A 24,526-nucleotide genomic window follows, 5' to 3' on the forward strand; every position below is an offset into this window, starting at 1 on the left:
AGGCGAGTCTCGCCGGGCAGATCGCGAAGCGATGCCGCGGTCGCCTGACCCCGGTCAGGGGACGAGCCGCCAGGCGAGTCGCCTGGGCCGGGGTTACAGGGACACAGCGCGGTGGGGGTAGGCCTTCGCCACGGCGAGGAAGGCCTCGTTCTCCTCGGGCGACCCGATGGAGACGCGGGCACCCTCGCCCGCGAACGGGCGGACGCTGACCCCCTGCGCGTCGCAGGCCGCGGAGAAGTCCAGGGTGCGCTCTCCGAGCCGCAGCCAGACGAAATTGGCCTCCGTCGGGGGCACCGTCCAGCCGTCGGCCAGTAGGCCGTCACGGACCCGCTCGCGCTCCTGCACGGTGCTCTCCACCCGCTCCAGGAGCTCGTCCGCCGCCGCCAGGGACGCCACCGCCGCCGCCTGCGCGATCGCGTTCACGCTGAACGGCAGGTGCGTCTTGCGGATCGCCTCGGCCACCACCGGATGCGCCGCCAGGAAGCCCGCCCGCAGGCCCGCCAGCCCGTACGCCTTGGAGAACGTCCGCAGGACCGCCAGGTTGGGACGCTCCGGGTAGAGGTCGAAGCCGTCGGGGACGTCGGCGTCGCGGATGTACTCGCGGTACGCCTCGTCCAGGACCACCAGGCAGTCGGCCGGCACCCGGTCCAGGAACCTCTCCAACTCGGCGCGGCGCACCACGGTGCCGGTCGGGTTGTTCGGGTTGCAGACCAGGATCAGTCGGGTGCGGTCGGTGATCGCGTCGGCCATGGCGTCCAGGTCGTGGGTCTCGTCCCGCAGCGGCACCTGCACCGGCTCCGCGCCCGCCAGCGCCACCAGCAGCGGGTACGCCTCGAACGACCGCCACGCGTACACCACCTCGGCGCCCGGCTCGGACACGGCCTCCAGCAGCATCTGGGTGACCCCGACCGACCCGCAGCCCACCGCTACGTGATCCGCGGGGATCTTGTAACGGGCGGAGATCGCCTCCACGAGCGCGGTGCAGTTGTTGTCCGGGTAGCGGTTCACCCGCTGCGCCGCCTCGCTGATCGCGGTCAGAACCGAGGGGAGGGGCCCGTGCGGCGACTCGTTCGACGACAGCTTGAACGAGCGCCCCTCGGGCGACACCACGGCCTTGCCGGGCTTGTACGCCTGGAACCGGTCGAGCACGGAGCGGAAGCGCGGGGTGATTGCCTCGGACACCGTTGTCCTCCTCGTTCTACGGTCGTGCGCTCAGCCTACGAGCCGTCCGGGGACGACGGAGGCACGCCCTGCCGCATCATCCAGCAGATGGTGACGATCCGGACGAACTCCCAGTCCCGCGTGCTGTCCGGCCACCAGCCGCGCTCGAACGCCTCCTCGGCGAACCCGTGCAGGTAGTTCATCAGCGCGTCCGGCGCGGGCCGGGAGCCGCCGGGACCCACGAGCAGGTCGCGGACCGCCGCCGCGTGCTGGTCGACGGCCGCCGCCAGCGCCGGCGAACCGGCCATCTCCGCGATACCGGCATCACCGATGTCCCGGACGAGAAACCCCAGCTCTTCGGACAAATCGCCATCCATAGTGCCCCAAGCTAGCAATGCCGGACCGCTGGCCCGCACGATCCCCCGATCGTGGCCTGACCAGGTCAGGGACGGGGCCGCAGCATCGGCGGCCGCAACTGCTCGGCGTCGCCGCGCGAATACAGCTGCGCGGGCCGCCCGCCGTCCCGCGTCGTGGTCCGCCCGGTGGGGATCAGGAACCTGTCGGCGCCGGTCACCTTCCGGTGGAAGTTCCGCGGATCCAGCGGCGTCCCCCACACGATCTCGTACACCCGCCGCAGCTCGGCCACGGTGAACTCGGGCGGGCAGAACGCCGCCGCCAGCGAGGTGTACTCCAGCTTCGCCCGCGCCCGCTCCACCCCGTCGCACAGGATCCGCCGGTGGTCGAACGCCGCCCGGTCCCGCTCCTTGAGATCGTCCACGGCCGTCCACAGCACCTGCGCCCGGCTGGACGCCGGCAGATCCGGCGCCAGGCCCAGGTACGCCACGCTCACCACGCGCTGCCGCGGGTCGCGGTCCGGGTAGCCGTACGTGGCGAGCTGCTCCAGGTGGATCCGCACGTCGGCCAACCCCGCCCGCTCCGCCATCAAGCGCGAAGCGGCCACCGGCAGGTCCTCGTCCAACTGGATGAACCCGCCCGGAAGCGACCAGCACCCGTCGTAGGGCGCCCGGTCACGCCGCCACATCAGCGCACTGAGCCGCTGCTCCCGCACGGTGAGCACGACAAGATCAACGGTGACGGCCAGGCGGGGCACGGACATACCACCGACTCTATTGGGGCCGCGCCACCACACACCCCCGAAAGCAAGGGCCCCTGCGGGAAACGAAAGGCCCCGCACTCCGGAGAGTGCGGGGCCGTCGAACCGGGTCAGTCGTTGTCGGACGGGGCGCTCTTCACCACCGGGACGCCATTGGGCCCATGGGCGCCGTTCATGTTGGCGAGCAGGGTCCGGGCCAGGCCCAGGCCGGTGCCGCCCAGGGTGAGGGCCTTGGCGAGCATCTCCTCCACACCCTCGGCGCCGTTCAGGACGACCATGTTGTCGACGTTGCCGAACACGCCCGCGCCGGCCTCGACGATCTGCGGCCAGTTCTCGGCGAGCTGCTGGGCGATGACGGCCTCCTGGTTCTCCGCCAGCGCCTGCGCCCGCGCCTTGATCGCCTCGGCCTCGGCCAGGCCCTTGCGGCGGGTGGCCTCCGCCTCGGCCTCACCCATCAGCCGGACGGCCTCGGACTCGCGCTGCGCCTTGAGCTGGACCTCGGTGGCCGCCGCCTGGGCGTAGGCGATGCGCTCCTCGCGCTCGGCCTCGGCCAGCTTGACCTGCTCGTACGCCTTGGCGTCGGCGGGCTTGCGGATCTGGCTCTCCAGCTGCCGCTCGGTGCGCTCGGCCTCCAGCTCGGCGTTGCGGGTCTCGCGCTGGATGACCTCCTGGCGGGCCTGCTGCTCGGCCTGCTTGACCTGGCCGTCGTACTCGGCTTTCTTGATCTCGGTGTCGCGGATGACCGCGGCCTTGAGCCGCTCGGTCTCCTGCTCGCGCTGGGTGGCCTCCTGGTCCCGCTCGGCCTCCGCGATCCGGGCCGACGCGGCCACCTTGGCGGCGTGCGGGCGGCCCAGGTTGGTGATGTACCCGGTCTCGTCGTCGATCTCCTGGATCTGCAGCGAGTCGACGACCAGGCCCAGCTTGCTCATCTCGTCGGCCGCGGAGCTGCGCGTCTCGCTGGTCAGCCGCTCCCGGTTGAGGATCAGGTCCTCGACGGTCAGGTTGCCGATGATCGAGCGCAGGTGGCCGGTGAACAGCTCGTGGATGGCGTCGTTCATGGAGTCCTGCTGCTCCAGGAAGCGCCGGGCGGCGTTGGCGATGGAGACGAAGTCGTCGCCGACCTTGTAGATGACCACGCCGCGCACCTTGACCGGGATGCCCTGCTGGGTGACGCAGTTGACCTCGAGGTTGGCGGCCCGGCTGTCGAGCCGGAGCCGGCGCGCCACCTGGAAGCCGGGCAGCACCGAGGTGCCCTTGCCGGTGATGATCTTGAAGCCGAGGCTGTCCACCCCGTCGATCGGCTTGGACTTGGCACCGAGCCCCGAGATGATCAGGGCCTCGTTCGGTTCCGCCACCCGCCAGACCATCTTGAAGAGAATGATCAGGACGATGACGGCGACGACCGCGAGAACCGCCACCATGACCACGGGCATACGACCTCCTCAAGGGCCAGGAGGAGTGGAACAAACCCCTCGTTGTGCCCCCTTGGACGCAGAAAACGCGCGTTCGGTTCTCCCCGAAGGTCTCGAACCCGTATCGAATCCCTAGACCAGCGCCTGGGCCACGTACACCGTGCGCGGCGGGTGGTACTCGACGACCACCACGATCATCCCCACCGTGAACTCGTCGCGCGGATCGCTCGGATGGGCGTAGAACGCCTCCGCCCCGCCGCGGACCGGGATCATGACCTCTCCGACCAGACCGGGCCCGATCCTGCCGGTGACCCGTCCCTCCTTGCCGATCAAGGGCTCCCCCGCTCGTTCACGCCGTCAGGTAGGGGAACGCTATCCGTTCCGCCCGACCGGCCGCGAGTGGGACCCGATCAAGGAAGGATGCGCTTGGCCTGTGCGTCGGCCAGCCGGGCGAGCTGCTCCGCCTCGGCCCGCGTCGCCGCCCCCCCGATCAGGCTGATCGTGGCCAGGTAACGCCGCCCCCGCAGCACCACGTACCACGTCTTGAGCTGGGACGACCCGCTGAGCGTGCTCACCCCGACCGTGCGGGACCCCTCCCCGATGGTGCCGGGCGGGGACTCGAACACCTTGTGGTCGGCCCACTGGTCGCCGACCTTGGTCCGGAACGTCAGGCACCCCGGAGGCACACGGGCGCTCACGTGCTTCTCGGCGGCGTCGGCGGGCATCGCCATGAGCGTCTCGGTGACGTTCTGCCCGTTGTCCTTGACGAACGCGGTGATCGCCGTCGGCGCGCTCTTGTCCATCGGCGGCGACCCGGGCCGCGCCCCGCCCGCGTTGCTGCACCGCGGCTTGTCGATGGTGACCTGGCGCTGCAGCTGGTTGAAGTTCTGGATGGACTTCAGCCCGCCGTACTCGCCGGAGTCGGGCTCCCCCGCCCTCCGGTAACCGGGAAGCTCGGCGAGCAGCGCCTGTTCGAGCTGGTCGGAGGTGTAGGACGTACCCGCCAGCGCGGCCCGCCCGTTCGCCTTCACCTGCTGCCCCGGATCGTCGTCACCGCCACCGCCGCACGCGACCGCGGCCGTGGCCGTCACCGTCAGGAGCATCGCCGTCGAAAGGAGCCTCTGGGCCATGCCTGGTGACACTACGACCGCCACCCCGGCGACCACCCCCGCCGACACGCCCTTTACCCAACCGTGGCGCCCAGCCATCCCCCGACGCCCTGGTCAACGCCGGCTATGAATGCCCGGCCCCGCAGCGACCGCAACGGCGACCGCCAAATACTGTCCGGCCCGTAGCGGAGCGCCAGCGGAGTGGAGGGACGGGCGGGTGGTGTGGAGGGTCGCCCCTCCACAATCAACGAGAGTCGGCGCGCTCGTTGTACGTGCCGGCGTACTCCTGGCCGGACATCTTCTGGATGGTTTCGACGATCTCGTCGGTGATGGCGCGGCGGGCCTTGGCCGGGGGGAGGTCGCGGTAGTGGGAGAAGTCGATCGGGGGGCCGATCCGGACGGTGGGGCGGGGGCCCAGGAAGCGGGGCATGCCGGCGCCGATGGGCTGGACCTTCTCCGTGCCTTCGAGGGCGACGGGGAGGACGCGGGCGCCGGAGGCGAGGACGAGCCAGCCGACGCCGGTGCGGCCGCGGTAGAGGCGGCCGTCGAGGGAGCGGGTGCCCTCGGGGTAGATGGCGAAGGCGCCGCTGTTGTCGAGGACGTCCGCGGCCTGTTCGAGGGCGCCCATGGCGGCGCGCTGGGCGCCGCGCTTGATGGGGACGTGGCCGAGCGTGGTCAGGAACCAGCGGACGAACCAGCCCTTGAGGCCCTTGCCCTCGAAGTAGTCGGCCTTGGCGATGTAGGTCACCGGGCGCGGGAGCACCAGCGGGATGATGAAGCTGTCGATGAACGACAGGTGGTTGCTCGCCACGATGAGCGGCCCGTACAGCGGGACGTTCTCGACCCCCTCGACCCGCGGCCGGAAAAGGGCGCGCAGGATCGGGGCGACGACGCGCGACATGAACGTGTAGAACACCCAGCCTCCAGAATTCGGCACCGCCACTGTAACGTCTGCGCCGTTCCGTCCCCCACCTCCATCACCTTTTGCCCCGGTCTTGAACGTCCCGGAATGTGGGATGGCGCAGGTCAGGGCGGGCGGGTACGGGGGTGGGCGGGCGCGGCGGAAGTCGCCGACATTGGACGGGCGATCCAATCCCCGGCCATTTCTTACCCAAAAGTAGGTTTCCGATCGGTAGCTTTCCCGGCCGGATTGGGGGTTCCGGGGCCCCCGCACGGGCGAAGATCGGTTAACGTCGGGGACGTACGGGGCGACCAGGACCTTTGCCCAGCGGGCTTGGATTGCGGGCACGGGTGCGCGATCCTGAGCGCACGGGGTCGGGTCGCGGGTAGCTCATACTCGGGGCGGGAGGTTGCCCATGGACTTCGACGTGAATCTGCTCCGCCAGGACCGCTGCTCCGTCGTTCGGGTGCGCGGCGAGATCGACGTGGTGTCCCGCGAGCCGTTCGAGGCCACGATGTCGGAGGCGCTGGAGGCGGGCGGCCCGATGGTCGTCGACATGCGGCAGGTCACCTTCTGCGACTCCACCGGGCTGAACGCGATCGTCACCGCCAACAAGCGGGCCATCGAGCGCGGCACCGCGATCGCGCTGGTGGCGCTGCCGCCGCGGGTGCGGCGGGTGTTCCGGATCACCGCGGTGGACGAGTTCATCCCGATCTACGACACGCTGCGGGAGGCGATCAGCGCGCTGCCGTCGGCGACCTCGTCCTCCTGAGGTCAGGAGCAGCCCTCGAACTGGGGGACGCCGGTGGTCAGCCGCAGCCCGGACTCGCCGAACCACTTCTCCAGCAGCCGCTGGGCGTGGCCCGACTGGTACATCTGGGTGATCGCGCGGTTGACCGCCTCGCAGCCGTCCAGGTCGCCCTTGCGCAGCCCGACGCCGTACTTCTCGTCGGTGAACGGGGCGTTGATGATCTTCACCGGGCGGCCGCGGGCGAATCCGGCGAGGATCAGGTCGTCGGTGGAGACGGCGTCGATCCGCCCCTCGGCGAGCATGGTCATGCACGCGCTGTAGGTGGGCGACCGCACCCGCTCGGCGGCGATCTTCCGTTCCTCGATCACCCGCCGCCAGGAGTTGGAGCCGGTGACCTCGCAGAGCCGCTTGCCCTTGAGGTCGCGCACGTTGCGGATCGAGTCGTCGTCGGAGCGGACCAGGGTGTCCTGGTGCGGGACGTAGTAGGGCCCGGCGAAGGTGACCTTGGACTTGCGGGGCGCGGTGATGGAGTACGTGGCGAAGATCATGTCGACGGTGCCGGCCGCCAGCGCGTGCTCGCGGATCGACGACGGGGTGGTCTCGAACCTGACCCGGTCGCGCGGCACGCCGAGCCGCCCGGCGACGTAGAGGGCGGTGTCGACGTCGAAGCCGGTGTAGGCGCCGGACGCGTCGCGCAGGCCCAGCCCCGGCTGGTCGGCCTTCACGCCGATCACCAGGGAGCGTTTGGCGGCCACGGACTCCCGCTCGCCGCCGTCCAGGCCGCAGCCGGCCGCCGTGACCGCCGCGGCCAGCGCCGTCGCCGCGGCCGCGCTTCGGACGATCCTTCGCATGCTCTGCTCCTCCTCAGCGGAACTCGGCCAGCCGGGGCCGCACGCCCGCGAGGACCAGCCCCGCGATCGCCAGCGCCGCGACCGGCGGCAGCACCGTCCAGCCGCGCAGCCCGCCGTCGGCCGACCTGATCGCGCCGTCGAACGCGGCGCGGTGCACCGCGGCCTGCCGCACGAGGGCCTCGTCGTACTCCTGGAACGCGCTGATCGCGCCGGCGTTCCCCTGGCTCATCCGCAGCCTGATCGCGCCCGCCCGGTCGCCGTCGGCGACCATCTCCCGCATCCGCCGGTCGTTGTCCAGGACGGCGGCGTACGCGGTCATGGTGCGGGCCAGGGTGCGCCGTTCGGCGGCCGTGCGCGCCTTGGCGGCCTGGTCGCCGTAGAAGCCGAGGAAGTCGATCTGGTCGGGTTTGGTGGAGTACACCTGGACCGTCCGGCCGACCAGCGAGTAGTAGGTCTCCAGGTTGAGCGGGCGTTCCCCCGCGTCGAGGTAGAGCACCGAGAGCGCCTTGTCGAGGTAGGTCTGCTCGTAGGTGTCGGCGCGCCGCGGGTCGAGGAGGTAGCGGCTCTCGTCGGCGAACGCGCTGTGGCTGATCGCGCGGGCCCGGGACAGCGTCAGCATCGAGTCGAAGCCGTCCTCCTTGGCCGTCCTGAGGTGGTCGGCGTGCGCGGACAGCACGCCCAGGCCCGTCCCCACGAGCAGGAGGGTGCCGAGCGTGGCCACCGCGAGCGGCGGGTTGACCGTCCGGCGGAAGCGGCGGGCGAGGGAGAACTGCGCGGCGAGCAGCACCACCAGGAGCAGCCCGCCGGCGGCGGCGACCCAGGCCCGGCCGTTCTGGACGGCCTGCCGCTTGTCCTCGTACTCCTGCCGCACGGTCGCGCCGCTGTCGAGGGTGAGGTTGTAGGCGCGGGGGAGCAGTTCCATCCGCATCAGGTCGGTCGCCTGCCGGTAGGCGTTCAGGACGGCGGCGGGCGGCTCCCCGGCGGCGTGCGCGGCCTGCCGGTCCAGGACGAGCGCCTCGCCCACCAGCCGCTCGTACGAGCCGAGCGCCGCCATCGTCTCCCGGACGGTCCGCTGCCGGTCGGCGTCCTGCCCGGCGAGCTGGGCGGCCTGCACGAGCGCCTGCGCGGCCTCGCGGCGGCGCTGGTCGTACAGCTGCAGCGACCGGTCGTGGCCGATGCCGAGGCCGTGCTCGCGGCCGATCAGCAGCACGTCGGCGACCTGGGCGTCCATGTCGCTGAGCGCGAAGAACAGGTCGCCGGTGGCGACGACCTGCGGGCCCGCGTCGTGCCCGATGGTCTGCACGCCGTCGCGGGCGTTCCCGATCGCCATGGTCAGCGCGGCCAGGAGGAGGGCGGCGGCGCCCAGCGACAGCGCCACGTACAGGCGGATGCGGCCGGGCACGGTCTCCAGCCAGCGGCCCCGGAAGAACGTCCTCAGCAGGCTGCCCGGGTGGGCCACGGACATCGTCGCGGGCCGGCCTGCCTCGGGGGGCCGCGGCGCGGGCTTCGCCGTGGTCGTGGTCTGCGGGCTGCTCATGCGGGCGAACCTCCCCGGGACCCGGCCGGGGAACCGCCCGGCGGCCCCGCTCGGAGCACGAGGGTGAGAGTGGTCCAGGCGCCGACGTGGATCCGGTCGCCGTCGCCGACCGGGATCGGGACGTTGACGTCGACGGGCTTGGTGCCGCCGTTCAGCGTCGTGCCGTTCATGGAGCCGGGGTCGACGAGCGTCCACGTGCCGTCCGGCCGGGCGAGCAGCACGGCGTGCATGTGGGAGACGCCCGGGTCCTCCGGCGGGACGCTCAGGTCGATCTCAGGGGCCAGGCCCCTGGACGCGCTGCGCCGCCCGATGCGTATCGCTCCGCCCCGGCGCAGCTCTCCGGCCAGGTCGACGCGCCGCTCCGGGCAGTACGGGGGGAACGCGATCGAGGCGGCGTCCGGGCCGCCGAGCGCGATCACCGAGCCGTAGTACGCGCGGTCGGCGCTGATCACGACCGTCCAGAGCGCCTCCGGGCGGGCCGTGTCGATCGGAGGGGAGGGGGTGGACGGCGGCTCGGCGTACATCTGGGCGTTGCCGCTCACCTCCCCGGTCTCGAAATCGTAGGCGTCCACCTCGCAGAAGCGCCCCGAGCGCGGCGTCCCGCACAGCGGGCAGGGCTCGCCGCCCTCCGCCCCGGTCCCCCGCGCGGTCCCGGACGGCGGCGGCCCGGTCGCGCCGGCGTCGAGCCGGACGCGCGGTGCCCCCGGGATCAGCTCCCCGCAGACGTCGCAGAAGTCGGCGGAGCCGGACGTATGGCCGCTCGGGCAGATCGGCATGGCCTCACCCCTCGTCCCGGGGCGCCCGGGAACCCTGCGGCCCCGGCGGCCCTTGGGAAGTGGGACGCGTGGCACGGGTGCGCGGGTTGCCGTCCGGGGCCTCCCCGGTGCGGTGGGCGGTCCGCACGGTCCGCACCGACCGGGTGTCCAGCGACATCTCGTCGGCCTTGGAGACCTCCTTCTTCAGCCGCACCGTCCCCGACTCCTGGTCGATGACGTCCACGACCCGGTCCAGCAGCCCGGCGATCTGCTCGTTGCCGACCTCTCCGGCCAGCACCACCGCGCGTCCCAGCCGGGCCGTCGCGTGCTCCTCGTCGCCCTCCCGGCGCGCCTCAAGGCCCTCCTGGATGGCCTCGGCCAGCTCCGACTGGCCGGTGTGGATGGCGACGCGGGCGTTGATCCTGGTCGACTTGCCCTCGTCCTCGGTCCACTCGGCCAGCACGTTGCCCGCGGCCAGCTCGCGGTCCCCCTCGCCGGCGTCCGGGACGACGAGTTTCACCCAGGCGGCGCGCATCTGCCGTCCGACGTCCCCGGCCGGGACCTCCACGCACAGGTGGTACTCGCGGCCCTCGGCGCCCCACGCGCCCAGCGGGTAGTCCCCGATCTGCCCGGAGCCGGCCCGCCGGGCGGTGAGGTCCTCCACGGTCGGCACCATCTGCTTGAGGAAGCGCAGGCTCGCGTTCTGCGGCGTCCACACGCGCAGCACCACGTCCGCGACCCGCTTGTCCATGGCGGCGGCGGTCATCTCGCGGAAGTCGGCCTCCAGGTCCTGCGGGTCGGGGACGTCCAGGAACGTCCCCAGCAGCGCGGAGGCGATCTTGCGGAGCTCGGCCACGTTCCAGTCGGTGCCGACGCCGCGCGCGTCGCAGACGAACGAGCCGGAGCACTGCTCGAGGGCGGCGTCCAGTTCGGCGTCGCTCTCGTGCTGGTTCTTGCCGTCGGTGAGCAGGATCGCGTGCCGGACCGCGTCCCGGTGGTCCTCGAAAAGCCGGTCGGCCAGCCGCAGCCAGGACCCGATCGCGGTGCCGCCCGCCGCGTCCAGCCGGTTCACCGCGGTCAGCGCCTCCTGCCGGGTCGCGGCGTCCAGCCGGGCCGTCCGCTGCTCCCGCGGGTAGATCATCCGCGGCTGGTTGGCGCCCGCGACCACCGCGAAGTGCACGCCCTCGCGCAGCACGTTCAGCGCGGCCTTGGCGGCCCGCTTGGCCGCCGCCATCTTGCCCGAGTACGACATCGAGCCGGACGAGTCGATGATGATGACCTCGGCCGCCTCCGCGGAGGACGCCGCCGTGTCCGCGGGACCGGCCCCCGAGGCGGTGCCCGGGGCCGCCCCGGACGCCTCGACGGTGACGATGGCGTGCATCTCCCGGCCTCCCGCCGGGAGGTAGGGGTTCTGGTCGACACGGATGGTGAACTCGGGTAGGTCGCTCATCTGGGGGGCTCCCTGGGGGGTCCGTCCGGGGCATCGGGGGAGGGCGGTCGCGCTTGGGCGGGAGCGGGGGCGACGGCGGGTGTTCTCGGCGGGTACGGGATGAGCGCGACGGTGACGTTGTCGTGCCCGCCCTCGTCGAGCGCGGCCTGCACGAGGCTGCGCGCCAGCGGGAGCAGGCGCGCACCGGGCTCGGCGGAGGGTGACGCGGCGGGGGGCTCGGGGGACGGGGAGGCGGCGGCCCTGGTCAGGACCTCCTCCAGGAGGGACGGCTCGGGCAGGTGGTTCCACAGGCCGTCGCTGCAGATCAGGACCATGCCGGGGCCGCGCGGACGGAACGTCACCGCGTGCGGGGCGAACACGTCGGCGTCGGCGCCCAGCCAGCCGGTCAGCAGGTGCGCCCGGGGGTCGGAGCGGGCGGCGGCCTCGGTCATGGTGCGGCGCGCGATCATCAGGTCGGCCCAGGAGTCGTCCCGGGTGAGCAGCGCCGAACCGTGGCCGTTCGTGCCGTTGGTGCCGTTCGACGTGCCGTTGGGGGCGGCGCCGTCGCCCTCGAAGGGGATCCAGTACGCGCGGCTGTCGCCGACCCAGCCGATGGTGACGCTCCCCTGCCCCACGACGGCCGAGACGTAGGTGCAGGCGGGCGGGTTGTGCGGCGACTCGGCGAGACGGGTCACGGCGCTGTTGGCCCGGTCGACGGCGCCGCGCGTCGCGTCCTCCGGCCCGTCGCCCTCGACCAGCCGCTCGGCCAGCGTCACCACCCCGGTGTCGGCGGCGACCTGGGCGGCCCGGTCCGAGCCGGGCGCGGAGGCGACGCCGTCGCACACCACCGCGCACACCGTGCGGGGCAGCGCGGCCATCGCGATCGCGTCCTCGTTGCGGCCCCGGCGGTGCCCGAGATCGCTGATCCCGGCGGCCCGCACCCACCCCGCCGCCGGACCGGCCAGCTCGATCTCGACATGCTCGTTGCCGGCCGGCCGGCGCAGCCCGCAGTCGCCGCAGTAGCCCTCGGCATCGATGTCGGTGCCGCCGCAGTCGCCGCAGGCGGGGCCCGGTTCGGTCCGGGTGCGCCGGGACGAGGTCTCCAGCACCGCTTCGGGACGGATCTCCGGGATCTCGATGACGGCGCGCGGACCGTGCGGCGCCCGCCCGCACGCCTCGCAGAACCGGTCGCCCGGCTCCAGCGGCTCGCCGCACCAGGGGCAGGACAGCACCACGTCCTCGTCACCCGCTGGCTCGTGCCCGCCGCCGTTCTCACCCGTGCCGTCGTCCATCGTCAGAACAGCGTCCTCGGACGTACGGCGTTGGCCCGTTTGACCAGGGCGTGGCGGTCACCGGCACCGTCGGCGAGCTTGGCCAGCAGCCGGTAGGTGCGCTCCAGCCTGAGCCGCAGCGCCGGCTCGGTGAGGGGCGTCCCGAGCAACTCCGTGGGCCGCCCCTCCGCGGCCTCGCCCCCCGCGTCGCCGCCCTCGGCGGCCCGGCGCTTGGCGGCGGGCGTCAGCACGGGCGAGGGCATGGGGCCGGGCGTCGCCCACGCCTGCGCCCTCAGCCAGGCCAGCCCCGCCTCCAGCACCTCGGCCGCGTAGGCGTTGTAGCGCTCGGTGTCGAGCCGCAGCCCCTCCAGGCGGCGGCCCGCGCCGACGAGCGCGGCGGCGTCCAGCTCCGACGGCCTGCGCCCCCGGACGGCCGTGACGACCGCGGCGAGCTGCGCGGCAAGGTAGTTGCTGGAGATCCGCGGGACCGAGTCGAGCACCTCCTCGGCGCCCTTGCGGTCGCGCACCTCCAGCCGCACCCGGGCCAGCCCGAACGCCGCGCTCACGAACGTCGGATCGGTCCGCCACACGGTCTCGTAGTAGCGGGCGGCCTTGGACGTGCCGCCCTCGCACTCGTAACAGAACGCCAGCGCCAGCTTCGGCGCCGTCTCGCCCGGCATCAGGTCGTACAGGTCGTCGAAGATCTCCGACGCGTCGCGGAAGCGCCCGGCGGCCAGCGCGGCGGCGCCCCGGTACCAGTCGGCCCGCCAGTCGTCCGGCTGGCCCGCCGCGATGTCGTCCAGCACCCGGCCCGCCGCGTCCAGCTCGCCCAGCTCGATCCGGACCCGCGCCAGCGCCAGGCTCACCTCGGTCGACGGCATGGGCGCGGCGGCCAGCGCCGCGGCCAGCTCCTCGGGGTCGCGGGCGGTGAGACCGGCGAGGAACCCCGCCGCCGGGTCGGAACCGGCCACCAGCGGCACGGGCAGCGCCACGGCCGCGGCGACGGGCGAGAGCGGCGCCAGCACCGGGAGCATCCCGTCGGCCGCCGTACCGGTCAGGGCGGGCCGCGCGGCACCGCGGGCGCCGGCGGTCCGGTGCGCGCCGTTCGCCCGCGGCAGGACGACCCCGGCCGCCGGCCCGCTCACGATCTCCGTGCCGGCGGCGTGCTGCTCCGGGCCGAACAGCGCCGACGGCGCCGGGCGCGGGCGCGCGTCGTCGGCCGACAGCACCTCCCGCAGCACCCCGGTGAGCTGCTCGGCCATCTCCTCGGCGCTCTGGAACCGCAGCGCCGGATCCATGTGCGTGGCCCGGCGCAGCAGCCGGTAGTACGACTCGTACCGCACCAGCAGCGGCACCTCGTCCCGCGGCGGCAGGCTGCGCAGGTGGCGCCCGGTGTAGCCGCGGAACGGGAAGCTCAGCACCGCCAGCGCGCGGCCCACCGTGTAGAGGTCCGAGCTCACCGACGGGCCCTGGTCGGCGATCTCCGGGGCCTGGTAGCCGGGCGTGCCGAAGATCGGGCTGTTGACGTCGAACGCCCGCCGCACCCCGCCCAGGTCGATCAGCTTGAGCTGCTCCTCCGACTGGATCGCGTTGTCGGGCTTGAAGTCGCAGTAGAGCAGGCCGACCCCGTGCAGGTAGCCGAAGGCGCGCAGCACCTCCAGCCCGTACGCGATCACCTGCCCGAGCGGGAGCGCGGCGTGCTCGCCCTCCTCCCGGCGGCGGCGCAGCAGGATGTCCTTCAGGGACCGGCCGCCGACGTACTCCATGACGATGTAGCCGGACCCGCCGTGCCGCACGAAGTTGTAGATCTTGACGATGTTGGGGTGCTCGACCTCGGCCAGGAACGCCCGCTCGGCGGTCGCGGCGGCCAGCGAGTCGGAGTCGCCGGTGTCCAGCAGGCCCTTCAGCACCACCCAGCGGCCGCTGACGTTGTGGTCGCGGGCCAGGTAGACCCAGCCGAGACCGCCGTGCGCCAGGCAGCCGAGGACCTCGTACTGCCCGCCGAGCCAGTCGCCCGGGTTCAGCTTCGGATTGAACGAGAACGGGTGCCCGCAGCTCTTGCAGAAGCCCTCCGTCCGGCCCCGACGCCCCTCCCGGCCGCGCCCCACCGGAGCCTCGCAGCGGCTGCAGAACCGGCGGTTCTCCGGGACCTCCGGCCGCTCCATGACCGCGTCGGCGGGATCACGGTACGGGACGGGCGGCACCTCCACCAGCCCGGCGCCGAGCATGCCGCGCCGCGCCTGCGCGGTGGAGCCCGTCCCGCCGCCGCCCATGGTGCCGCGCGTCGCGGTCCGGCCGGACGAGCCCCGCGACCCGCGGGACCCGGACGACGCCCCGCCCGAGCCCGATCCGGAGCCGCCGGAGGAGGGGGCGGCCATCGCGGCGGGGGTCGTGGGCGACACCGAGCCCTCCTCGGGCGGCGCCGACCCCGGCAACCGCGCCCCGGAGGCCGTCCCGGCCGTCTCGACCGGCGCCGCCGAAGCGCCGGAGATCGGGGCCATCCCGCACAGATCGCAGAAGCCGTCCTCCACACTGCCCGAGCAGTCCACCTGGTCGCACAGCGTCATCGGCCCGCCTCCGTCCCGCCGCCGCCCTCGCGCTCCTTGATCGCCCGCTGGTACTCGGCCAGGGCCGCCGTGGCCCGGCGCAGATCGCACGGCGCCGTCCACAGCAGGCCCCGCGCCCGCCCGTACAACGCGGTCAACCGCTCATCCTCCGCGAACCCCAGCCGCCCCGCCTTCGCCCGGTACGCCTCCAGCCGCCCCCGCAGCTCGCCCCGCCGATCCAGCAGCCCGGTGCTCAGCGCCAGGTTGTCGCGGGCCCGCTCCAGCGCCGCCCCGGTCGCCCGATCCAGCTCGGCCACCCGCGCCGCCAGCTCCGCCCACCGGCCCGCCCGCCGCAGCCCCTCCAGATCGGCCAGCCGGTGCCGCAGCCCGCCGCCCAGCGACGGCGGCTCCGGCAGCCCGGCCGCCTCGATCTTCACGGTCGCGGTGGTGCGCGCCTCCCGGGCCCGCCGCTCGGCCTCCTCCACGTCGTCGATCGACGCCGTCACCACCGCCAGCCGCTGCTCGTACCCGTCCCGCAGCCGCGCCGCCTCCGCCAGCGACCCGCGCAGCGCCTCCAGCGCCACCCGCACCCGGTCCAGCCGGGACGTGTCCGCGCGGCCGTCGCTCACCAGCGCCAGCGGATCGGTACGGGCCAGCTGCCCCAGCGCGGACAGCTCGCGGCCCAGCCGGTCCAGCTCGGGATGGCGGGAACCGTCCAGCCCCTGCGCCAGCCGCGCCGTCTCCCGCCAGGTCTCCTCCACGTCCTCCAGCGGGACCAGCAGCGCCGTCCACGCCGCGTCCGCCGCCGCGACCACCTCGGCCGCGCGCGCGTACCCGGCCTCCATCTGCGCCACCGCCTCGTCCAGCGTGATCCGCTCCCGGGACTCGCCCAGCAGCGTCCGCCGCTCCAGCGGGATCTCGCCGCCCGGCACGTCCACCGACTCGCCCGCCAGCAGCCCGGTCAGCTCCACCAGCACCGCCGGACCCGGCCGGCCGTGCCGCGCCCGCAACTCCTCGACCTCGGCCAAAACCCGCTGGTACGCGTCGTACAGCCGCCAGACCAGGGCGATCTCCGCCCGGGCGTCCTCCCACCGCCGCCACGTCTCCCCGGCCAGCCGGGCGCCCTTCAGCAGCCGGTTGCCGTCGTGGCCCTCAAGATCGAGCAGCGCGGCGGAGATCTTCTCCTTCTCCTCCCGCAGGCCCCGCAGGGCGTGGTCGATCCCCTCACGGCTCATGGGCGCGGCAGCGCCGGCCCCGCTCTCGTTCACTCAAGCCCCGCGTTCCTGGTCCCCGTCGGTCAGGGGGTCGGTCGCCCGCACACGTGTCCCGCCCCCAGGATCCGGCGTACGCTCACTCACCAGTGTGATCGGTGACACTTTTCAGGACAAGCCGCCCCCGGAGCCGCCCAGTGATCGCCGCATGAATACCCCGCCGCCGATGACCGCGGAACCCGCTGGCCGCGTCCGGTCACCCCGCCCTCCGGCGCCCCGCCGCCGGGGGATGAGGCGATCATCACCTCCGCGGTGCTTGCAAACCGGGAACCACCTGGTATGAGGTGACGTTGCGATAAGGAACGATCCCCGATCGAGAGGAGTTGAGAGTCCGCAGTGTCGGACCCCAGTCATAGACCCGGCGAACCCGCCGGCCGGCGCGCCTCGGCAGCACGGGGCGCGTCATGCTGACCGCGACCTTGGGCGTCCTCGCCGTGTTCGTGCTGACCGCGGCGACCGGATACTTCGTGGCCCAGGAGTTCGCGTTCGTCGCCGCCGACCGCGCGCGGCTCACCGAGGCGGCCGACCGGGGCGACATCGGCGCCCGGCGCTCCCTCAAGGTCATCGGACGGCTCTCCTTCATGCTGTCGGGCGCGCAGCTCGGCATCACCATGACCACCCTGGTGGTCGGATTCATCGCCAAGCCCGCCCTGGCCGAACTGATCGAACCCCTCCTGCGCGTCACCGGCGTACCGCTGGGCGCCACCGGGGCGATCGCGCTGGCCACCGGATTCGTGGTCGCCACCCTCATCCAGATGCTGCTCGGCGAGCTGTTCCCCAAGAACCTGGCGTTGGCCCGCGCCGAGCAGCTGGCCCGCGCCCTGGCCGCCTCCACCCTCGTCTACCTGACGATCTTCGGCCCCATCATCCGGCTGTTCGACCGCTCCGCCGAGAAACTGCTGCGCGCCGTGGGCGTGGAACCGGTCGAGGAACTCCACAGCGGCGCCACCCTGGAGGAGCTCGGCGAGATCATCGGCCGCTCGCACAGCGCCGGGCTGCTGCCCGCCGACCTGTCCGGGCTGCTGGACCGGGCGCTGTCGTTCGGCGACCGCACCGCCGACGAGGTCATGGTGCCGCGGCCCCAGGTCGACACCCTGCCCGGCGACGCCACCGTCGCCGAGCTCACCGAGCTCATCGCCGCCACCGGCCACACCAACTACCCGGTGTACGGGCAGGACGTCGACGACGTCGTCGGCGTCGCCGGCGCCCGCGAGGTCGCCGACGACACCCTCGACCCGTCCACCCCGGTCCGCCGCATCGCCCGGCCGGCACTGCTCGTCCCGGGCAGCCAGCCGCTGTACGGCGTGATCGAGCACATGCGCGACAGCGGCGAGGAGTTCGCCTGCGTCGTCGACGAGTACGGCGGCCTCGCCGGCATCCTCACCTTCGAGGACGTCGCCGAGGAGCTCGTCGGGGAGATCACCGACGAGAACGACGCCGCCGAGCAGGCGCCCACCGCCGCCGCGGACGGCTCCTGGGTCGTCGACGCCGGCCTGCGCGTCGACGAGGTCGGCCGGCTCACCGGCCTCGACCTCCCCGAGGGCGAGGCGTACGACACCCTCGGCGGCCTCATCATGGCCCGGCTGCGCCGCCTGCCCGCCCCCGCCGACCGCCTCACCATCGACCTGGACGACGGCGCCCGGGTCGAACTGGAGGTCATCACGGTGCACCGCCGCGTCCCCGACGACGTCCGGCTCCGCACCCTCCCGGCCCTCGTCCCCGCGGGAGAGGCCCCGTGACCACCCTGCTGATCACCGTGCTGCTCCTGCTCGGCAACGGCTTCTTCGTCGCCTCCGAGTTCGCGCTGGTCGCCGCCAACCGGCCGCAGCTGGAACGGATCGCCGCCCGCGGCAGCCGTCCCGCCGCGGCCGCCGTCGCCGGCACCCGCGAGCTGTCGCTGATGCTGGCCGGCGCCCAGTTCGGCATCACCATGTGCTCGCTGGGCCTGGCCATCGTCACCGAGCCCGCCTTCGAGCACTTCCTCGAACCGCCGCTGCACGCCCTCGGCGTCCCCGAGGCCGGCTCCAAGGCCATCGCGCTCGCCACCGCGCTCGCCGTGGTGACGTTCCTGCACATGGTCATCGGGGAGATGGCGCCGAAGTCGTGGGCGATCGCCCACCCGGAACGCTCCGCGCTGATCCTGGCGCTGCCGTTCCGGGCGTTCGCGAAGGTGTCCCGGCCGATCCTGGCGTCCCTCAACAGCGTCACCAACGGGCTGATCCGGCTCATCGGGATCACCCCCAAGGACGAGCTGGACGACCACACCGACCCGCAGCGGCTCGGCCACCTGCTCGGCGAGTCCCGCCGGCTCGGCCTCATCGGCCGGCACGACCACGAGCTGCTGCGGCGCGCCATCTCGGCCCGCGAGGTGACCGTCGGGCACCTGGTCGTCCCGCGGACCGAGGTGACCACCATCGAGGCCGACGCGACCGCCGCCGGGATCCGCCGCACCGCGACCGCCAGCGGGCACAGCCGCCTGCTGGTCCGCAACGCCGACGGGACGATGGCGGGCATCGTCCACGTGCGGGCCGCCGTCACCGAACCCGACGGCGAGCGCCGCGCCGCCGAGCTGGCTCACCCGGCGCCCGTCCTGACCGCGGGCACCACCGTCCTGGACGCGGTCACCAGCCTGCGCCGCGACCGCGCCCAGCTGGCCGTCGTCAACGACGCCCAGGGCGCCTTCGCGGGCATCGTCACCCTGGACGACCTGCTGGCCGAACTCCTGGCGACCAACCCGCACTAACGTTGCGAGCATCTCGCGCCTGCGCAGCCCGCGTAGGTGTCGAGATGCTGCAACGGGATTCCTGGCGCATCCTGACCCCATGGAGGGACATCAGCACCACCACCGGCGGCCCCACTCCCACGCCTCCTCCGACAAGGTGGACGCGGCCATGGAATCGAGCGCCGAAGGCATCCGCGCCCTATGGATCTCCCTCGTCGTCCTAGGGGCCACCACCGTGCTCCAAGCGATCGTGGTCGCGATCTCGGGCTCGGTGGCGCTGCTGGGCGACACGCTCCACAACGCCGCCGACGCCCTCACCGCCGTCCCCCTCGGCATCGCGTTCCTCCTGGCCCGCCGCCCGCCCACCCGCCGCTACACCTACGGGTACGGACGCGCCGAGGACGTCGCGGGAATCCTCATCGTCCTCACCATCGCCGCGTCCGCCCTCGCCGCCGGCTACACGGCCCTGGAGAGACTCGCCGACCCCCGGCCGGTCACACACCTTTGGGCCGTCGCCATGGCCGCCCTCATCGGCTTCACAGGCAACGAACTCGTCGCCCGCTACCGCATCCGCGTGGGCCGCCGCATAGGCTCCGCCGCCCTCGTCGCGGACGGCCTCCACGCACGCACCGACGGCTTCACCTCACTCGCCGTCCTCCTAGGCGCGGGCGGCGTCGCCCTGGGACTCCCCTGGGCCGACCCCGTCATCGGCCTCCTCATCACCCTCGCGATCCTCGCCGTCCTCCGGCAGGCCGCCCTGGAGATCTGGCACCGCCTCATGGACGCCGTCGACCCCGACCTCGTCGACAAGGCCGAAGCCGCCCTCACCTCAACACCAGGCGTCCTGGACGTGGGCGACATCCGCCTCCGCTGGATCGGCCACCGCCTCCGCGCCGAATGCGACGTCATCGTGGACCCGTCCGCCACCCTCGTCCAAGCCCACCGGATCGCCGTGGACGCCGAACACGGCCTCCTCCACGCCCTCCCGCGCCTCACCGGTGCCCTCGTCCACCCCGATCCCGAGCCCCGCGATGGCATAGATCACCACGCCGCGCTGAGCGCTCATCGCGTGTGAGACGTTATTCCCAGTACAAGGGGGAATGGATAGGCCCCGAACCGATGGAACGGGATGACGGCGTGGAGCACTCACCAGGAACGGGCCCGACCAACGACGAGGACCCCGGCCACCTGACCAAAGACCCCTCGAAGGCCACCGGCCCGTACGCCGACGCCGACCTGGCCACCCGCCCCCTCCCCCAGGTCACCCCGGCCGCGGGCCCCCAGACCACCGACCCCACCCCCAGCGCCCAGACGGACGAACTGAACCCGCCGCCCGAAGCCACCATGCTCCCCATGGCGGACGACCCGCAGACCGTCCAGGACGTGACCAAACTGGCCGAGGCCCTCACCGCGACAACCGACCCCGCCGACAACGAGATCGCGGCCCCCGAAGCACAGCCGCCAGGCCCACCGGCCGACACCACAAGACCGCTACCGGCCGCGCTCGTCAACGAACTCGAAGCACCGGACACAGCCACGGCCGACCCCGCAGAAGCCGATGCGACAGCCACCGACCCCAACGCCCCGCAAGCGGAGGCCACGGCGCTCCACCCCACACCAGAGGTCTCTGCCGACTCAACACCCCCGGCAACGGACGCGTCCAACGAGGGCCTCACGCCAACGACAGCCGCAGACAGCACCCCCCAGCAAGACACCGAACCCGTGAGCACGACCGCTCCCACACCGCCGAAGGCGGGCAGGCCCGTAGACACCACGCGGACGCCGGCAGTAACCACGGGCGACATTCCCGAGGCGGACGTCCCGAGCTTGCACCATGCCCCTCCGGGCAGCGAGCCCGAAGCGGAGCCGCGCTCACCAGCGGAGACCAACACCCCCGCGCTGCCAACGACCGCCGCGAGCGCGTCCGCAACAAAGGACCTCCCGCCGACGACACCGTCCACGGTCACCGGACCGACCGTGGACGAACCGCTGGAGGCCAGCCCACCCGCAAACCCCACCCCCGCGCCCGCGGCATCCATCGGCAACGTTCAAAGGACGGACGCACAGAACGTGAGCCCGGACGATGCCGCGACCGGCCCGGAAGCGGAGATGGGCTCACCAGCGCAGGTCGACACGCCCACGTTGGTAGCGTCCACCAGCGGAACCAACGCGGAAGACGAGGACACGGACGTCCCAGAGGCCGAAGCCACAGCGCTCGACCACACACCACCCAGCACCGCCGACGACGGTTCCGTGCCGCCGGAAGTGGACGCGCCCGCGAAGAGCGAGTCGGGCCTGGAAGCAACTGCCCCTGACGAAAGCGATGCCCCTGCCGCGAACGCCGAGAGCACGGGCCTGCACGAGCCCGAAGCGGGCTACGCCGTGACCGGTCCGGAAGCGGAGGTCGGCACACCCACGCTGGCAGCGTCCACCAGCGGAAGCGACGCGGAAGACGAGGACACCCCGAAGGCTGAAGCCACGGCGCTCGCCCACACGCCACCGAACACGGGCGCCGACGGTGTTTGTGCGGAGCTGCTGGAGGTTTACGAGGGGCTTGAGCGGCGGCTTCGGGACGGGGAGACCAAGGCCGTCGGGTGGCGGGGGCAGTTGGCGGCCTTGCGGGCGATGCGGGAGCGGAGGGTCGCGGGGGACTGGGACGAACTGGCCCGGCTGCTGCTGAACGCGGAGCCCTCGGATGTTGTCTGGGACGAGGCCGTCGGCGAGGTCGTTCAAAGGCTGCTGGCCGGACGTGAGCGGGTTCTGGTGCTGGCGCCCACGGACGAGCGGGCGCGGGAGGTCGTCCAGGGGCTCGGCGATGATGTGTACGCGCTGCTCATCGACGGTGAGGAGCGGCCCGTCGTGGCGGGGCGGCCGCTGCGCGAGATGGGGTCGAACGGGACGGTCGAGTTCAGGCCCGTGAAGCCGGAGGACCTGGAACCGAAGGAGCCGGAGCCCGAGGCGCCGGAGTTCGAGGCGGTCGAGGCTCGGCTTCAGGGGGTCGTCGTACGGCCCGTGGGCGAGGCCTGGCGGCAGGCGTGGGTCACCGAGGCGAAGATGCTGCAGCGCGGCCTGCTGTGGCTGGAGCAGTGGCCGCGGGACCTGGCGACGCTGGAGGCGTTGCAGGACGCCCGCGAACGGCGCCGGGAGGAGTTGGACGCCGAGCTGGCGGGGCTGGCCACGCGGATCGAGGAGACGCGGGGCGCCGTCGAGGAGGCCGAGCGGGCCGGAGCGCAGGCCGCCGAGGAGGCGGAGCGGCTGGAGGAGGCACAGGCGCAGATCTCGGCGGAGCTGGCCGGGCCGCTGTCGGAGGCGCAGCGGTTGCAGACGGACGCGGACGCGACGGCGGACGAGGCGGGGCGGCTCACCCGTACCGCGGAGGCGACCCGGGCGCGGTGCGAGGCGTTGGACCAGCGGGACGGCCAGGCGCGCACGGAGTTGCAGGCGGCGCAGCAGCAGGAGGAGTCGCTGACCGCGGACCTGAGTCGGGCGCGGGACGATCTGCCGCGGGCAGTCGAGGAGGCGGACCGGCTGGTGGCGGAGTCGGCGGCGGCCGACGCCGACGGGCACACGAAGTACTACCGGTTGGCGGCGGCGGAGTCGGCGCTTGCGGCGCGGCGGCGGAAGCTGACGCTGGGGCAGCGGCTGCACGTGGCGGCGCCGCCCCCGGAAATCAAGGAGTTGCGCGCCGAGGTGAAGGCGCTCAGCAAGTCGGCGGACGAGGCGGCCGAGCGGGCGGGACAGGCGAAGCAGGCCGCGGAGCGGGCGCACGGTTACCGGACGCAGTTGGAGTCGTTCATCAACGAGGGCGGGGCGCGGCTGGCGCAGGCGCAGGAGGCGCAGCGGCAGCTCGGCGCGGAGCTGGCCCGGCTGGTCCCGGAGCGCGAGGCGGCGGCGGCCGATCACCAGGAGAAGGCGCGGCTGGCGGCCGAAGCGGTGCAGCGTGCGACGCAGGCCAGTGCGCTGGCGGTGGAAGCGCAGCGGGTGGCGCAGGAGATCGAGGGACGGCTCGCGGCGGCGCGGCAGGCGCACGAGGCGGCCCGGGCCGCGTACGAGCGCGCGGGCGCGGAGGCGGAGGCGGCCCGGACGAGCCTGGCGGAGGCCGGGGCGCTGCTGGAGCGCCGGAAGGTCGAGGCCGAGGAGGAGCTCTCGACGCGTTCGGCGGAGTTCGAGGCGGCGACGGAGGCGGAGGCCCGTTCACGGGAGAAGGTGCAGGAGGTCTGCGGCGGGGATCCGGTCGACCGGGAGTTGCTGGCGGGGTACCAGGGCCGGGCGATGGCGCGGATCGAGCAGTTGTCGCACTACGTCGAGCACGCCGAGACGGGCCGTGCCGCGTCGGACGAGGCGGCCGAGGTGCTGCTGCGCACGGCGGACCTGGTGTGCGGGACGCCCGCGACGCTGGGCGCGTCAGGTGCTGAGGCGGAGTTCGACGTCCTGCTGCTGGCGGGCGCCGGGGCGTTCAACGAGGCGGACTTTCTGGTGGGGGCGGTCCGGACCCGACGCTGGGTGCTTCTGGGGTACGACGGCGAGACCCCGTCCGCGTATTCGGAGTACGCGGACGGGGTGCGGCTGACGCGGTCGCCGTTCGGCCGTTAGTCGTCGTCCCCGAGCACGAGGTTGAGGACCCAGCCGACCACGCCGACGACGATGGCGCCTGCGAAGGCGGGCCAGAAGCCGTCGACGTTGAAGGCGAGGTCGAACTCGTTGGCGATGTAGCCGGTGAGCAGGAGCAGCAGCGCGTTCACGACGAGCCCGATGAGGCCCAGGGTGAGGACGTAGAAGGCGCAGCCCAGAGTCTTGACGATGGGTTTGATGAGGACGTTCACCAGCCCGAAGATCACCGCGACGCCGAGCAGTGTCAGCGCGCGGCGTCCGGCGGTGTCGCCCTCGACGTCGATGCCGGCGATCAGCACGGTGGCGACCCACAGCGCGACCGCGGTGATGCCTACCTTGAGAATTATCCGCACATCACGATCCTGCGCCGCCGATGCCCCGTCCACCATCAGCCCGTATGGGGATTTTCCCGGATGCGCATCTCATCATGAGGAACGACTCCCCGGCGTCCTACCCATTCGAGGATGGGGTCCAGGTCGAGGGGTTCGGCGGTCGGGGCATCGGACCGGCGCGACCGGAAACGACGGTCAGGATGACGACGCCGAACGAGAAGGGTCCTCATGATCGCGAAGTTGTACGAGCGGTGGCTGCTGGAGATGTGGGCCGGAGACTTCCGGCTCGCCCACGAGCTGGTCACGCCCGGTTTCGTCGGGCACTGGCCGGGCGTGGAGGTACGCGGGCCCGAGCGGCTGATCGAGATGCTCGCGCAGGGTCACGCCCCGTTCGCCGACGTCACGGTGGCGTTGGACGTGGGGCCGATCGTGGACGGTGACCGGGTCGCCGCGCGGTGGACGTTCGGCGGGCGCTACAGGGGAGGAATGCCGGGGGCGACGGCACCGGAGGGCACGAGCGTCTCGTTCAGCGGCCACGACATCCTGCGCGCCGAGGGCGGCCGGTTCGCGGAGTACTGGGTGATCTCCGACGTCCAGACCTTCTCCCGGCAACTCGGCCTGGGCTAGACCGAACCCTCGCCACCGAACGCCCCTGTCCCGGGATCCCGTTGGCCGACACCGCAGGACCGGCGTGAGCCCTCCGGCGGCCGTTACCTCGCTCCAGGCGGCCGGCGTTTGAGATGATCTCAACTT

21 protein-coding genes are annotated in these 24,526 nt (G+C 73.1%); 6 read left to right on the forward strand and 15 right to left on the reverse strand.

Annotation, left to right across the window (positions count from 1 at the left end; all coding sequences use genetic code 11):
• Positions 1-93 precede the first annotated feature (93 nt).
• From hisC to ACZ466_RS20345, 7 genes are all read right to left on the reverse strand, one after another.
• Positions 94-1,182: a histidinol-phosphate transaminase gene (gene hisC / locus ACZ466_RS20315; protein WP_378282997.1), complete on the reverse strand. Its 1,089-nt coding sequence runs from the start codon at positions 1,180-1,182 to the stop codon at positions 94-96.
• A gap of 35 nt (positions 1,183-1,217) precedes the next feature.
• Positions 1,218-1,526, reverse strand: a complete 309-nt coding sequence (locus tag ACZ466_RS20320) for a DUF6401 family natural product biosynthesis protein (protein ID WP_378282998.1) — start codon at positions 1,524-1,526, stop codon at positions 1,218-1,220.
• Between the two features lie 77 nt (positions 1,527-1,603).
• Positions 1,604-2,278 carry an NUDIX hydrolase gene (locus tag ACZ466_RS20325; RefSeq protein WP_378282999.1) on the reverse strand — a complete coding sequence of 225 codons (675 nt, stop codon included), beginning with the start codon at positions 2,276-2,278 and terminating at the stop codon, positions 1,604-1,606.
• Between the two features lie 107 nt (positions 2,279-2,385).
• Positions 2,386-3,708, reverse strand: coding sequence for a flotillin family protein (locus ACZ466_RS20330; protein WP_378283000.1), 1,323 nt, complete (start codon positions 3,706-3,708; stop codon positions 2,386-2,388).
• A gap of 111 nt (positions 3,709-3,819) precedes the next feature.
• Positions 3,820-4,020, reverse strand: a complete 201-nt coding sequence (locus ACZ466_RS20335) for a hypothetical protein (protein ID WP_378283001.1) — start codon at positions 4,018-4,020, stop codon at positions 3,820-3,822.
• Between the two features lie 77 nt (positions 4,021-4,097).
• Positions 4,098-4,817: a hypothetical protein gene (locus tag ACZ466_RS20340; protein WP_378283002.1), complete on the reverse strand. Its 720-nt coding sequence runs from the start codon at positions 4,815-4,817 to the stop codon at positions 4,098-4,100.
• Positions 4,818-5,040: 223 nt separating this feature from the next.
• Complete coding sequence (locus tag ACZ466_RS20345; RefSeq protein ID WP_378283026.1) at positions 5,041-5,712, reverse strand: lysophospholipid acyltransferase family protein; 672 nt, start codon at positions 5,710-5,712, stop codon at positions 5,041-5,043.
• Between the two features lie 400 nt (positions 5,713-6,112).
• Here ACZ466_RS20345 and ACZ466_RS20350 point away from each other — a divergent pair, with 400 nt between their 5' ends.
• A complete protein-coding gene (locus ACZ466_RS20350; RefSeq protein WP_378283003.1) occupies positions 6,113-6,469 on the forward strand; it encodes an STAS domain-containing protein in 357 nt (118 codons plus the stop codon).
• Between the two features lie 2 nt (positions 6,470-6,471).
• Here ACZ466_RS20350 and ACZ466_RS20355 read toward each other — a convergent pair whose 3' ends face one another.
• From ACZ466_RS20355 to ACZ466_RS20385, 7 genes are read right to left on the reverse strand one after another with little or no spacing between them, the layout of a single operon-like run.
• A complete protein-coding gene (locus tag ACZ466_RS20355; RefSeq protein ID WP_378283004.1) occupies positions 6,472-7,299 on the reverse strand; it encodes a glutamate ABC transporter substrate-binding protein in 828 nt (275 codons plus the stop codon).
• A gap of 13 nt (positions 7,300-7,312) precedes the next feature.
• A complete protein-coding gene (locus ACZ466_RS20360; RefSeq protein ID WP_378283005.1) occupies positions 7,313-8,836 on the reverse strand; it encodes a hypothetical protein in 1,524 nt (507 codons plus the stop codon).
• Positions 8,833-9,612, reverse strand: coding sequence for an FHA domain-containing protein (locus ACZ466_RS20365; protein ID WP_378283006.1), 780 nt, complete (start codon positions 9,610-9,612; stop codon positions 8,833-8,835). The genes ACZ466_RS20360 and ACZ466_RS20365 overlap by 4 nt, the downstream gene beginning before the upstream one ends.
• Before the next feature lie 4 nt (positions 9,613-9,616).
• Positions 9,617-11,041: a VWA domain-containing protein gene (locus ACZ466_RS20370; protein ID WP_378283007.1), complete on the reverse strand. Its 1,425-nt coding sequence runs from the start codon at positions 11,039-11,041 to the stop codon at positions 9,617-9,619.
• On the reverse strand, positions 11,038-12,312 hold the full coding sequence (locus ACZ466_RS20375; protein WP_378283008.1) for a protein phosphatase 2C domain-containing protein: 1,275 nt from the start codon (positions 12,310-12,312) through the stop codon (positions 11,038-11,040). The genes ACZ466_RS20370 and ACZ466_RS20375 overlap by 4 nt, the downstream gene beginning before the upstream one ends.
• A gap of 2 nt (positions 12,313-12,314) precedes the next feature.
• On the reverse strand, positions 12,315-14,858 hold the full coding sequence (locus ACZ466_RS20380) for a serine/threonine-protein kinase (RefSeq protein ID WP_378283009.1): 2,544 nt from the start codon (positions 14,856-14,858) through the stop codon (positions 12,315-12,317).
• Positions 14,855-16,072, reverse strand: coding sequence for a hypothetical protein (locus ACZ466_RS20385; protein WP_378283010.1), 1,218 nt, complete (start codon positions 16,070-16,072; stop codon positions 14,855-14,857). Before ACZ466_RS20385 ends, ACZ466_RS20380 begins: the two co-directional genes overlap by 4 nt.
• 440 nt (positions 16,073-16,512) lie before the next feature.
• Between ACZ466_RS20385 and ACZ466_RS20390 the strand changes: the two genes are divergently transcribed.
• The 4 genes from ACZ466_RS20390 to ACZ466_RS20405 all read left to right on the forward strand — a co-directional run bounded on the left by ACZ466_RS20390 (position 16,513) and on the right by ACZ466_RS20405 (position 23,423).
• On the forward strand, positions 16,513-17,847 hold the full coding sequence (locus ACZ466_RS20390) for a hemolysin family protein (protein ID WP_378283011.1): 1,335 nt from the start codon (positions 16,513-16,515) through the stop codon (positions 17,845-17,847).
• Positions 17,844-18,851: a hemolysin family protein gene (locus ACZ466_RS20395; RefSeq protein WP_378283012.1), complete on the forward strand. Its 1,008-nt coding sequence runs from the start codon at positions 17,844-17,846 to the stop codon at positions 18,849-18,851. Before ACZ466_RS20390 ends, ACZ466_RS20395 begins: the two co-directional genes overlap by 4 nt.
• Positions 18,852-18,930: 79 nt before the next feature.
• Complete coding sequence (locus tag ACZ466_RS20400) at positions 18,931-19,905, forward strand: cation diffusion facilitator family transporter (protein ID WP_378283013.1); 975 nt, start codon at positions 18,931-18,933, stop codon at positions 19,903-19,905.
• Positions 19,906-19,949: 44 nt separating this feature from the next.
• On the forward strand, positions 19,950-23,423 hold the full coding sequence (locus ACZ466_RS20405; protein WP_378283014.1) for a hypothetical protein: 3,474 nt from the start codon (positions 19,950-19,952) through the stop codon (positions 23,421-23,423).
• On the opposite strand, the gene ACZ466_RS20410 is transcribed toward ACZ466_RS20405, so the two are convergent.
• Positions 23,420-23,794, reverse strand: coding sequence for a phage holin family protein (locus ACZ466_RS20410; RefSeq protein ID WP_464043900.1), 375 nt, complete (start codon positions 23,792-23,794; stop codon positions 23,420-23,422). The genes ACZ466_RS20405 and ACZ466_RS20410 overlap by 4 nt on opposite strands.
• Positions 23,795-24,001: 207 nt before the next feature.
• Between ACZ466_RS20410 and ACZ466_RS20415 the strand changes: the two genes are divergently transcribed.
• Positions 24,002-24,400, forward strand: coding sequence for an ester cyclase (locus ACZ466_RS20415; RefSeq protein WP_378283016.1), 399 nt, complete (start codon positions 24,002-24,004; stop codon positions 24,398-24,400).
• Positions 24,401-24,526 lie beyond the last annotated feature (126 nt).

This window comes from Actinomadura rugatobispora (assembly GCF_055379765.1).

Bases quoted from the DNA above. Each gene is read 5' to 3' on its own strand.
- ACZ466_RS20325 (WP_378282999.1), bottom strand. From the start codon at position 2,278: ATGTCCGTGCCCCGCCTGGCCGTCACCGTTGATCTTGTCGTGCTCACC.
- ACZ466_RS20330 (WP_378283000.1), bottom strand. From the start codon at position 3,708: ATGCCCGTGGTCATGGTGGCGGTTCTCGCGGTCGTCGCCGTCATCGTC.
- ACZ466_RS20340 (WP_378283002.1), bottom strand. From the start codon at position 4,817: ATGGCCCAGAGGCTCCTTTCGACGGCGATGCTCCTGACGGTGACGGCC.
- ACZ466_RS20350 (WP_378283003.1), top strand. From the start codon at position 6,113: ATGGACTTCGACGTGAATCTGCTCCGCCAGGACCGCTGCTCCGTCGTT.
- ACZ466_RS20355 (WP_378283004.1), bottom strand. From the start codon at position 7,299: ATGCGAAGGATCGTCCGAAGCGCGGCCGCGGCGACGGCGCTGGCCGCG.
- ACZ466_RS20360 (WP_378283005.1), bottom strand. From the start codon at position 8,836: ATGAGCAGCCCGCAGACCACGACCACGGCGAAGCCCGCGCCGCGGCCC.
- ACZ466_RS20365 (WP_378283006.1), bottom strand. From the start codon at position 9,612: ATGCCGATCTGCCCGAGCGGCCATACGTCCGGCTCCGCCGACTTCTGC.
- ACZ466_RS20370 (WP_378283007.1), bottom strand. From the start codon at position 11,041: ATGAGCGACCTACCCGAGTTCACCATCCGTGTCGACCAGAACCCCTAC.
- ACZ466_RS20375 (WP_378283008.1), bottom strand. From the start codon at position 12,312: ATGGACGACGGCACGGGTGAGAACGGCGGCGGGCACGAGCCAGCGGGT.
- ACZ466_RS20380 (WP_378283009.1), bottom strand. From the start codon at position 14,858: ATGACGCTGTGCGACCAGGTGGACTGCTCGGGCAGTGTGGAGGACGGC.
- ACZ466_RS20385 (WP_378283010.1), bottom strand. From the start codon at position 16,072: ATGAGCCGTGAGGGGATCGACCACGCCCTGCGGGGCCTGCGGGAGGAG.
- ACZ466_RS20390 (WP_378283011.1), top strand. From the start codon at position 16,513: ATGCTGACCGCGACCTTGGGCGTCCTCGCCGTGTTCGTGCTGACCGCG.
- ACZ466_RS20400 (WP_378283013.1), top strand. From the start codon at position 18,931: ATGGAGGGACATCAGCACCACCACCGGCGGCCCCACTCCCACGCCTCC.
- ACZ466_RS20405 (WP_378283014.1), top strand. From the start codon at position 19,950: ATGGAACGGGATGACGGCGTGGAGCACTCACCAGGAACGGGCCCGACC.
- ACZ466_RS20415 (WP_378283016.1), top strand. From the start codon at position 24,002: ATGATCGCGAAGTTGTACGAGCGGTGGCTGCTGGAGATGTGGGCCGGA.